The organism is Lentimicrobium sp. S6, from assembly GCF_013166635.1.
Classification (GTDB): Bacteria; Bacteroidota; Bacteroidia; order Bacteroidales; family UBA12170; genus UBA12170.
This window is the reverse complement of sequence record NZ_JABKBZ010000118.1, coordinates 1-8,777: the sequence shown is the minus strand read 5'-3', so window position 1 is coordinate 8,777 and position 8,777 is coordinate 1. Positions and strand designations below refer to the sequence as shown.

Below are 8,777 nucleotides of genomic sequence, written 5' to 3'. Positions count from 1 at the left end.
AGATCAACATCTTTAATCAGTAGGTTTGTCACCTCAGAAATGCGCATTCCGGTATCGTAAATAAGACCAAACATGATTTTCTCCCTTATGTGAACAGGAGCTTTTATTAGTTCTTTTGTTTCCTGTTGAGAGAGTACGGTAATAAGTTTTTTTGGTCGGCCTATTTTGGGCAGTTTTAGCAAAAGCTCTTCTTTGTCAAAAAGAAAGTACAACTTACGCAGACCATAAACTAAATGTTTATATGAACTTAATGCATCCGTATCCTTTTGCATCAGGTAATACAGATACTCTTCCAGCTCATCCATGTCTAAAACTAGCGGATTTTTCATGTAATAAAGTGCCAGTTTAGCTATTTGGCGTAAATAATTTTCGTGTGTAGACTTTGATCGTCCATTAATAATAAGTTTACGTTTGAACTCTTCTCCCATAGCTCTAAAGCCATCAACTTTGTTGCAGGCCTCAGAATAAATAGTAATTTTACTCATGATTTAAATTTTTTAAATTATTAAACATGAGATTTATACGTATTCAATACGAATTTAAATCGAAAGCTACCTCCCTTTGGGGAGGTTTAGTTCAACATTATGTATAATTCATAGCGGTTTAGTAGTAAACTCAAGCAGTGTAACTCTTTTTAGGCTCCGCCAAATTTGCCGATTTGACTACTTTTTTAAAGGTGGCAAATTTGGCTCATTGCGTAATTTGAAATATCTTGCTTTGAAATCCACTACGAAACCATACATAGAACGTTAAATAGTCCCAAACACAGCAGCGAAAAACCGAACATAAGACTTAGTACGCCTCAAAATTTCTACTCCGGTTGACTCATAGAGTAAATAATGTGGCTCGCTGTTTTCTGGTAGCATGTTAACTGGAACCTGAAATGCATAGTATTTGTATTCCTCTGAATCCCTGGTATCATTAAATGAACCAACATATTTAAATGGCTGTGTAAAGAAATCAGTTCTATAAGATCCGGTTTCTCGTCCATCCCCTATTTGAGTGACATAGCTAGAGGGCTTTAACGAAAAGAAATCTTCTTTTTTGAAATCTATTTGCCCTTTTACTGCTAATGATTTGTCGATTAGTAGGTATTTCATTTATCCTCAGTTTCTTTATCTTCTTCTCCAAATAGACCCAAATCCTCTATAAAATTAATCTTATAGTAAATAGAAATTACAGCTATTCCTACAGCTATAGATAAAAGTCTTAATACTTGATACCATTTTGCTTCTAAAAGCTTAATATACAACCTTCTTAATATAATTCTAGCTGATAATATTTCAGCTTCACTTATTGGAATATTATTATCTGTACTCATAGTGTTTGCTTTTACTTCATACATTCCAAAACCTCATCAATAACCAAATCATAATGATTACAGTACTCCTCAAAAGTGCAATCACTACGACTGGTGATATTTAATTTTTTTAATACTTTTCTGATGTTTCGGCGGGCGGTGCTGTAGCTTATTCTTTTGGCTCCGTGCAGTGCAATTACATCTTGTGCCGTGACATAATTAAATTTGTTACTATCGTTTTTCATGCTGTTTGAGATTTATTGATAAAAGAAATAGCAGGGGTTTGAACCCCTGCCCTTTTTGGCGGTTTAGTTTTCCTTTTTGCTGGAAATTAATTCTAAATCGGATACTCTGACATCTAATGAGGCTTTTGGCTTTCCATTTTCACCTGCATAGCCATGGGCCGAAACTTCACCAATAATTGATACTGTGGTTCCTTTGAGTAGGTATTTGGCTAGTTCTACACTTCCTCCTTTTTTTACCCACTTGGAGCAATTAAACCAGGTTACTACCTCATTGAGTACTCCATCTTTATCCACATACTTTTTATTGGTGGCCACATTGAAACTAATTGCCTTGTCTCCAGATTCTGTAACTCTTACTTCTGCGTCTTTTCCAACGTTTCCAACTACTACTAAATTTTGCATTTTAAATTATTTTTTAATGAACACTAGTTTATATAAATTGTTTAATTTCTTCTATTTCAATCATTCTCCAATCATATCGTTTATTTGCTCCTCAAAATAGGCTCGTTCCTGGGAACTGATATCGTGATTATGAAAATTGGTGTTACCTGGCATTGGATTGCTTGCTTTTGGTGTCGGTTCTTGATGCATCATAACCGCCATTCGCGACATTTCTTCAACTGCATCTTTGGTATTACTAGCCGATAAATCTATTCTTAGATTTAGTCCCTTTTCGTTTATTGTAATCCTGTAATCATCGTGTTTTGGATGATATACGTAAACTGGATTAATTATGGAGAAATTGGAATTTTCTTTTGCTTTTTCCAAACCACCTTCTAACTCTTCTTTGCTCTCCAGTGCCTCCTCTAAATCGCTTAGTAAAGAATTGTTTTTCATGGCTAATGGGCTTTCACTATGCAGGATTCCAAAACGATCGTATATTCTAAGATTGAACATGTAAGGAAGTAACTCGACCATAAGAGGAACGTCAAATTCATCGTTTTCCTTATCGAATGCATAAGGTTCAAAATGATAAGAGATGATTTCGAGTAGTGATTTCATTACGTTTTGTCCTGTGTATTCTGTTACGTAAATTTTCTTTCCATCATCATCACGAATGTATAAGCCCTCGAGTCTGATTCTTGTGGCTCCATTTGGTTTTAATCGTTTTACAAAATCCTCTGGAGCTTCCCAATTGGGAATATTACCACAGTTCTTTTTGATGGCTGTTAATTCCTTTTCTGTAAATTCTTTTTTATCGTTTGTTTCATCTACAGTGGCCTTATTCCAAAGCTCAAATATCATTCTGTAAATCTTATTTCTATTTCTATAGCCTTTTTTCACGAAAATCATTGAATGAACATGAATATGATATCCATTCTCTTTTTTAGTAATCTCAAAACCAAATTCACCTCCATAAACCCAGGATAACCATTCCTCTTTTTTTCGCATGAGATTAAACAAACGCCTAAATTCTTTCTGATAGAATTTTTCGCCTTTGAAACCATCCTCAGTATGTCGTACTGTTAATAGCAAATGCATGACTTCAAATTTTACTCTTGAAACAATTTCGTATTCCGAATATTTGTTTTCATGCTGCCAAATGGTAATTACTTTTTCTACATATGTAGATCCTTTTTCTTTTAGGATGGTGAGGAAATGAGGGTTATTATCGAACCAAAGGCTATACTTACGCCTAATTTTCTTTTGTCGTAAGTAATTGCAGATAAAGCAAAGCTTATGATCGCATGTATGGGAACTGATGTGTTTTATATCTGTGGCCGTTTGTTCATACAATGAAAGACTAGCACAATCTCTCACGTTTTTGACGAACTTAGAAACATATGTTTTTGTTTCTTCATTTAAAACTGTGTTTTCAGTATGTACGTTCAATTGGTCCACTAAATTTTGATTTTTTCTTCTGAGAAAGCTAATTTTTCCGCTTCGCCTACGATTTGGGTTAATTGGCTTTTCTGACATTATTATTTTTTGATTTACTCTAGACACTCACTCCAAATATTCACTCCAAATGTTCCTTAATTATGGACACAGGGGGTAAAGGGTTGGTATCTAGGATTATACATTTTTCTAATTTTGGGTTTTCTTATTGCGATTTCTGGACGTTCTAGCGTGCTTTAGTTCTTTTAGAATAAACTGCTTTAGAATTGATAATTGGGCTTGGTAGCCTTTGTAAAAACGTGATGTGGTTGATGGTGAAATATGGTCGAATAACCATATCATTTTACTATTGATAAATCTTAAAGCATCATAATAATCTTGTTCGGCTGATATCTCCCTGAATTTATCATCGAGCATTAACACACACTCCCATTTATAATTTTTCTCATTGGCTTCAATGTTCTGAAAAGCATACATTCGTGCTTTGTGAAGTTTACGAGCTGCCCTTAATACTTCTTTGCGTAATTGCTTTTCTTTCCAATGTCGTAAGTTGGTGGGAACCTTAGTTTCTTGTCTTTCTTCTTTGGTGATTTCGTTGGTTATTGTATAACCTATCGGAACATTTGCAGCTAAACCATTGAAGAGGTTTGGCTTTTCAGTACACTCAATTATCTGAATCATATGGCGGTTAATTGATTACGTTTATTACTATCGAAATTTCTTATCTATTGAAGTCTTCGCATTTATTATGTTTTTTCTAATGGGTTTTTTTAGGGGCACTCCTGACCTAGCAAGGAACGGGTGGAGTACGGTTTTATATCTTGCGGTTTCCGTACTTGTTAAAAAAAGAAAGGAAAAAGGAGCTGTGTAACTCAAGAGAACAAAGCCCCTTTTTTCCGATCCTTGCATCAGCCTGCCGACCCCTCCGCAGTTGCCCCCCGGCAGAGCTACGGAAATATCTTTACTGTAATTCCAGTTTATATCTATCAATAAATGGGGTTAAGCCCATTTTAAGCAGCTTATAATTATCTGCTACAAAAACTATTTCACCTTTAAACTTGACGAAATATCTAGTGGCTTCTTTAACCATTTCTTGAGGATAATAGAACACTTTTAGTGTGCGCTCTTTGCCTAATAGCTTGTGATTGGTAAATACAAGTGGCTGGCCTGTTTTTAGTTTATCCAGGATAATTTTGTCTTGATTTTCCATTGGTGTTACTATCGTTTATTTTCTAAATAATTATTTAATGCTTCCTCAGTTATTTGGCCGTCCTTGGTAATTTTAATCATGCCTAAATCAATGAGCTCGTTTACTTTTCGGCTTCCTCTTTTTAGGATTTTACCTACCTGAGTACGGTTATAGGTGCGGCCATTTGGATCGGGTTTGGGCAAATATTGCTTTAGCTCCTCTTTTACTACTTGGCGCATGAGCTGGGCCAAATCTTCTTTTTCAATTACTATTAAATCGCTCATGATTTAGGTCTTTTAAAAATGTTTAGGAAATTCTTGAAATTAGCTTTCATGCTTGCACTTGGAATTTCAACCTTTGTAATTATGGCGGTTTCTTTTGTTAGTTTTAATTCCGGATTGAGCTCGGTTAAGGCTATATCTATATCACAAGGATGTACCGTGTGTTCGAAAGATAATAGATAATACACTGCTCTCTGTTCACTCTTAACCAATGACTTATATCGCTTTTTCATAAGAATTACTTTTTAGGGTGTTTAATTGGCTTAGGAATTGCTTTTGCTCCTCACTGTCTAGCATTTCAGCTGAGGTAGCAGCCTCTTTGGGGAGGTTGATTAATAACACCGGATTTACATTTTGTAAAATGCTTTCCATTTCATCAAAAGTGATTTTGTAATGATTGAAAAACAGGTTTACAATGGAATCCTGCACCTCCTTACGGAATGACAAAAATCGAGTTGGTGTCATGGCTTAGCCCTCCATTGCAAACGTGTCTATTACCAGCATTTCATTTTGAGTTAATGAATGTGGCACCTCGAAATGTTTTAATAGAATGGTTGGGGCTTTGGGGTTTTCGAGCATCTTAATGGTTTCTGATAACTCGTTGAATGACCAGGGGCTTTTTTCGTTGAGTAACCTGGCTACTCGTACCCTACTTTCGTAACCTAATGTGGTGTGAAGGTTTTCAAATTCAAAATGACTTAAATTTTTACTTAAATAATCTTTGAAATCTGAATATCCATCTAAATCGTTAGTGGAATCTTGAATTTTTGTACTATCTTGCATGACTGTTTGCTTTAAACTTTTAATACTTGGCGGTCTTAAAAGTAATGTTTGATGCAAATATAAAACATATTGCAGTAAATCTGCAAGTATTTTGTAATTTAATTTGTATTTATTTTGCTATATGGATATTATAATACTGAATATCAAAGCCTTACTTAAGAAAAATAAATTAACTCAGGCTGAATTTGCAGAAATGATTGATAAAACACCTCAGACTGTTTTTAATTATTTCTCAGGAAGATCAAAATTAGATGTTGACACTCTCTATCTAATGGCAGAATCTTTAAATGTTGACATCCGCGAATTTTTCGATACCAACATAAACTCCTCAAGCCAAACCAAGCACTCCATAAAACAAAGTCAAAAAGGCACTGGCAATATTATTAATACCGGCAACTTTAACCAGGATAAATATAATAAGGTTGAAATTAAACTAAAGAGGGAGGTTGAAAGCCTTAAGAAGGATTTGAAACAGCTTAAGACTGAGGTTAAGGGTTTGGAGAAGGAAGTGGAGTTGAAGGATAGGATTATTGGATTACTTGAAAAGTAAGATGTGGTACTTATAAAACATGGAATAAATCTAAAGCATTCGATTGCCAACATTCGAATGCGAATACATAATATTGATGAGGTTTCAGCCTCTTCTGGTATATCAAAAAGAAAATTACGTGCTATCTTAAACTACGAATTGGATCTTGATTTGGATATGCTTATAAAAATCGCAGCAAGTTTAAATGTATCACCCTGTGAACTTATAGAAGAAGACCTTTTTGAATCTAAATACAAGCGAATAATCGAAGGCCTTGAAACAAAGGTTGTTAAGCTTGAATCGGATTACTTAAACGAAAAAAATAAGGTTGAAAGACTAGAAAAAGATATTAAGCAACTCCAGAAGGAGGTGGAGTTGAAGGCTGAGATTATTGATCTTTTGAGGGGGAAATAGAAGTTATTGGCTTGGTAGATTGTAGGCTCGCCTAATTTTTTTTAGCAACCTATAAGACTTGTAATCTTGGTATTTGAATTTTATTCTTTGCCAAGGATTCGACAAATGCAAAATATAAAAGAAATGAATTTCTGTTTTTACTAAGTCAAATAGCATGCCAATAAAAAATAGAAAAACTATAAACAAACCAGGAATTAAATAAATAACAGTACGATATAAAACACGAATTACATACATTATATACACTTTTAGTTCTTTGCAAATATACAAATTATCAACCTCATTTACAACATGATACAAACTATAACTATCATTTTATTATTTTTCTCATTAATAGCTGTAGTCGGTCTATATATAACAAATGTTAGAAAAAAAGACCTAACTATAAAAAAACAAAATGGAAAGTTATTAGTTTATATTGATGGCAATTACAGTATTATTGGTATAGAACTTAAAGAAGTTTCTCCTGAGCTATCTGCAAAATTTCAATCCAAGTAAAATAAAACCAAATATATTATTATGAATCAAAGCTTAATACCAGACGATCTAAAATTTAGGATAATATCAGAAGACAGAAAATATTGGTTCCTTAGAACTTATTCTGGAGATTTATTCAACGAATTCTTCCACGAAGACTATGTAGGTATTGGTCTAAATAACATCCCAATAGACCTTATTAAAAATGCACACCAGGTTACACTAAAAAAAGAAAAAGAAGAAAGGACCGGTTTTCTAACACTAAGGAAATATATTGAAAATAATTCTTCTTATGAAGGTGGTGAATGCACAAAGTGGGCAAATCAGGTTGTTAGTTTTTACCATGAAATTAAACCTGGTGATATCATCATTATTCCAAGTAAAAATTCATTCGAATTGGCTATTGGTGAAGTTCTACAGGATATGTATGTAGTAGATGATGATAGACATTTTATCTTTAAAGAAACCCATGAGCCATATCCACAGAAAAGAAGAAAAGTAAATTGGTTGCTCAAAAAGCGTAGATCAAAATTCGAAGGTGATTTGGCAAGAATTTTTAATGGTAGAGCAGCTGTTACTAATATCGATTATTTACAAGAGGCCATTGAAAGTCATATTTCAAGTTTATTCCTTATTGGGGATATTGGCCATGTAGTTATCAGAATTAAGCAAGACCAGTCGATAAATGCATTTCAATTTAATAAATTCCTAAGCTCTCTAACATACTTCTATCATGAAGTCTGTAAAGAAAACGGAGTTGAAATTAATGAGGACTTGTTTATAAAAATAAAAGTTCAGTCAAAAGGAAAAATGGCATTGTCAGGAACTTTCAAGGTCGGCATCCTTTCGCTTGCATTTATATTTGCATTCTCAGATAATCCTACATTAGAACTTGATTTAGGGGAGTATGAATTTAAAGCATCTGGGGATGGCCCTTTTCAAACTTTGACAAATTTCTTAAATGCAAGTCAAGAAAGAAAAATAAAAATGATTGAGTTAATAGATGCCAGAAAATCAATTATGGCAGACACTACTATAGATAACGATTTGCCAAATAATGAACTAATAGATCAAAATGACCTAAACAACAATGCTGCGGAAAACATTGAAGAAAATGGGATAGGTGAGCAATGATAACCCAGCTGCTATTACAATTAATGTCCCCATCAACTTAGCATCTCCAATTTTTTTATTCAAAGCAAATGTCTTATACCCAATATAATATAATGGGGCATAAAACAAACTCAGCTGTATAAAAAAAACAGCTATAAAAAATATGACGGTGATTGCGCTCATTTGTCCTTAATTATGGTACAAATGTATTCAAATAGTAATGCGATATCAACTTAAAAATAAATTATAACAAATAATTAAATTTATTATAAATAGCGTATACAAAGTGTTTTAAACCAAAACACGAAGACTTATATCGATTTTTTTTTAAAGTCACACATAACTTGCCTAAAAACGCTTATTCAATAATACTGAGTATTCGTTCAATAGTCCCAATCATACTTTCACTAAAACTCAAGTTTTAGACTTTTTTTGATATATTACATAAACTATAAAAACTTAATTTTTTAAATTTACGCCTTTGGTCTAGCCCCCTATTAATCGGACTATTTTAATTTAGGTTCAAATATATGTGTTTTTCATTACTTATTTTCATAATATTGCTTTAGCAAGAAACGACTGAAGGTGACCTTTCTGCCGGTGGTTG

15 protein-coding genes are annotated in these 8,777 nt (G+C 33.5%); 3 read left to right on the top strand and 12 right to left on the bottom strand.

Annotation, left to right across the window (positions count from 1 at the left end):
• The 12 genes from HNS40_RS21110 to HNS40_RS21055 all read right to left on the bottom strand — a co-directional run.
• Positions 1-485: tyrosine-type recombinase/integrase (locus tag HNS40_RS21110; RefSeq protein WP_172284703.1), on the bottom strand; the 485-nt coding region annotated here is incomplete at its 3' end.
• A 264-nt stretch (positions 486-749) separates the two neighbouring features.
• Positions 750-1,100 (bottom strand): hypothetical protein, encoded by a 351-nt coding sequence (locus HNS40_RS21105; RefSeq protein ID WP_172284701.1) that lies wholly within the window; start codon positions 1,098-1,100, stop codon positions 750-752.
• On the bottom strand, positions 1,097-1,321 hold the full coding sequence (locus tag HNS40_RS21100; protein ID WP_172284699.1) for a hypothetical protein: 225 nt from the start codon (positions 1,319-1,321) through the stop codon (positions 1,097-1,099). Before HNS40_RS21100 ends, HNS40_RS21105 begins: the two co-directional genes overlap by 4 nt.
• Before the next feature lie 11 nt (positions 1,322-1,332).
• Positions 1,333-1,545, bottom strand: coding sequence for a hypothetical protein (locus HNS40_RS21095; RefSeq protein WP_172284697.1), 213 nt, complete (start codon positions 1,543-1,545; stop codon positions 1,333-1,335).
• Between the two features lie 63 nt (positions 1,546-1,608).
• A complete protein-coding gene (locus HNS40_RS21090) occupies positions 1,609-1,947 on the bottom strand; it encodes a single-stranded DNA-binding protein (protein WP_172284694.1) in 339 nt (112 codons plus the stop codon).
• Between the two features lie 60 nt (positions 1,948-2,007).
• A complete protein-coding gene (locus tag HNS40_RS21085; protein WP_172284692.1) occupies positions 2,008-3,465 on the bottom strand; it encodes a hypothetical protein in 1,458 nt (485 codons plus the stop codon).
• Between the two features lie 108 nt (positions 3,466-3,573).
• Positions 3,574-4,065 carry a hypothetical protein gene (locus tag HNS40_RS21080; protein WP_172284690.1) on the bottom strand — a complete coding sequence of 164 codons (492 nt, stop codon included), beginning with the start codon at positions 4,063-4,065 and terminating at the stop codon, positions 3,574-3,576.
• A gap of 280 nt (positions 4,066-4,345) precedes the next feature.
• Positions 4,346-4,594: a hypothetical protein gene (locus HNS40_RS21075; protein ID WP_172284688.1), complete on the bottom strand. Its 249-nt coding sequence runs from the start codon at positions 4,592-4,594 to the stop codon at positions 4,346-4,348.
• 8 nt (positions 4,595-4,602) lie between these two features.
• Positions 4,603-4,857: a hypothetical protein gene (locus HNS40_RS21070; RefSeq protein ID WP_172284685.1), complete on the bottom strand. Its 255-nt coding sequence runs from the start codon at positions 4,855-4,857 to the stop codon at positions 4,603-4,605.
• Positions 4,854-5,087: a hypothetical protein gene (locus HNS40_RS21065; protein ID WP_172284683.1), complete on the bottom strand. Its 234-nt coding sequence runs from the start codon at positions 5,085-5,087 to the stop codon at positions 4,854-4,856. Before HNS40_RS21065 ends, HNS40_RS21070 begins: the two co-directional genes overlap by 4 nt.
• Complete coding sequence (locus tag HNS40_RS21060) at positions 5,071-5,319, bottom strand: hypothetical protein (protein WP_172284680.1); 249 nt, start codon at positions 5,317-5,319, stop codon at positions 5,071-5,073. Before HNS40_RS21060 ends, HNS40_RS21065 begins: the two co-directional genes overlap by 17 nt.
• A gap of 3 nt (positions 5,320-5,322) precedes the next feature.
• The gene (locus HNS40_RS21055) at positions 5,323-5,637 is read right to left on the bottom strand and encodes a hypothetical protein (protein ID WP_172284678.1); all 315 of its coding nucleotides are present in this window, start codon (positions 5,635-5,637) and stop codon (positions 5,323-5,325) included.
• A 121-nt stretch (positions 5,638-5,758) separates the two neighbouring features.
• Between HNS40_RS21055 and HNS40_RS21050 the strand changes: the two genes are divergently transcribed.
• From HNS40_RS21050 to HNS40_RS21035, 3 genes are all read left to right on the top strand, one after another.
• A complete protein-coding gene (locus tag HNS40_RS21050) occupies positions 5,759-6,187 on the top strand; it encodes a helix-turn-helix transcriptional regulator (protein ID WP_172284675.1) in 429 nt (142 codons plus the stop codon).
• Positions 6,188-6,190: 3 nt separating this feature from the next.
• Complete coding sequence (locus HNS40_RS21045; protein WP_172284673.1) at positions 6,191-6,580, top strand: hypothetical protein; 390 nt, start codon at positions 6,191-6,193, stop codon at positions 6,578-6,580.
• Positions 6,581-7,099: 519 nt separating this feature from the next.
• Positions 7,100-8,191 (top strand): hypothetical protein, encoded by a 1,092-nt coding sequence (locus HNS40_RS21035; RefSeq protein ID WP_172284668.1) that lies wholly within the window; start codon positions 7,100-7,102, stop codon positions 8,189-8,191.
• Positions 8,192-8,777 lie beyond the last annotated feature (586 nt).

Bases quoted from the DNA above. Each gene is read 5' to 3' on its own strand.
- HNS40_RS21105 (WP_172284701.1), bottom strand. From the start codon at position 1,100: ATGAAATACCTACTAATCGACAAATCATTAGCAGTAAAAGGGCAAATA.
- HNS40_RS21100 (WP_172284699.1), bottom strand. From the start codon at position 1,321: ATGAGTACAGATAATAATATTCCAATAAGTGAAGCTGAAATATTATCA.
- HNS40_RS21095 (WP_172284697.1), bottom strand. From the start codon at position 1,545: ATGAAAAACGATAGTAACAAATTTAATTATGTCACGGCACAAGATGTA.
- HNS40_RS21090 (WP_172284694.1), bottom strand. From the start codon at position 1,947: ATGCAAAATTTAGTAGTAGTTGGAAACGTTGGAAAAGACGCAGAAGTA.
- HNS40_RS21085 (WP_172284692.1), bottom strand. From the start codon at position 3,465: ATGTCAGAAAAGCCAATTAACCCAAATCGTAGGCGAAGCGGAAAAATT.
- HNS40_RS21080 (WP_172284690.1), bottom strand. From the start codon at position 4,065: ATGATTCAGATAATTGAGTGTACTGAAAAGCCAAACCTCTTCAATGGT.
- HNS40_RS21075 (WP_172284688.1), bottom strand. From the start codon at position 4,594: ATGGAAAATCAAGACAAAATTATCCTGGATAAACTAAAAACAGGCCAG.
- HNS40_RS21070 (WP_172284685.1), bottom strand. From the start codon at position 4,857: ATGAGCGATTTAATAGTAATTGAAAAAGAAGATTTGGCCCAGCTCATG.
- HNS40_RS21065 (WP_172284683.1), bottom strand. From the start codon at position 5,087: ATGAAAAAGCGATATAAGTCATTGGTTAAGAGTGAACAGAGAGCAGTG.
- HNS40_RS21060 (WP_172284680.1), bottom strand. From the start codon at position 5,319: ATGACACCAACTCGATTTTTGTCATTCCGTAAGGAGGTGCAGGATTCC.
- HNS40_RS21055 (WP_172284678.1), bottom strand. From the start codon at position 5,637: ATGCAAGATAGTACAAAAATTCAAGATTCCACTAACGATTTAGATGGA.
- HNS40_RS21050 (WP_172284675.1), top strand. From the start codon at position 5,759: ATGGATATTATAATACTGAATATCAAAGCCTTACTTAAGAAAAATAAA.
- HNS40_RS21035 (WP_172284668.1), top strand. From the start codon at position 7,100: ATGAATCAAAGCTTAATACCAGACGATCTAAAATTTAGGATAATATCA.